The sequence below is a fragment of the Gilvimarinus sp. 1_MG-2023 genome (assembly GCF_030548285.1).
The window spans coordinates 1-312 of sequence record NZ_JAUOSC010000642.1 but is presented as its reverse complement, the minus strand read 5'-3'; the positions used below and the strand labels follow the sequence as shown (position 1 = coordinate 312).

At 53.2% G+C, this 312-nt stretch carries 1 pseudogene; it reads right to left on the bottom strand.

The annotated features are described in order from the left end of the window. Positions 1 to 104: 104 nt before the first annotated feature. Positions 105 to 312, bottom strand: a pseudogene (locus Q4563_RS18440) (hypothetical protein); the annotation flags it as partial.

Sequence of the window (312 nt, the reverse complement as noted above, 5' to 3'; positions counted from 1 at the left end):
GTTATCAGGAGATAGGGGAAAGCGACCGCATGACACTGAAATTTATCAAACCGGTACTGCGTTAGTTAAAGGATACGGCAAGGGGATTATTCGCTGGACAGGTGTCAGGGTTGAGTGGGCAGGTCGGGGTAGCGGGTTGCTTTCAGGCTATCCTTGATCTTCTTCAAGTGCGCATGGAAGTCGACGCCCCGGCGCAAGGTAACGCCAGTAGCCAGCACATCCAGTAACACCAGCTGTACAATCCGTGACGTCATGGGCATGTATTTATCCGTGTCTTCCGGGGTCGGGAAGGACAGGTGCACACTACTGGAA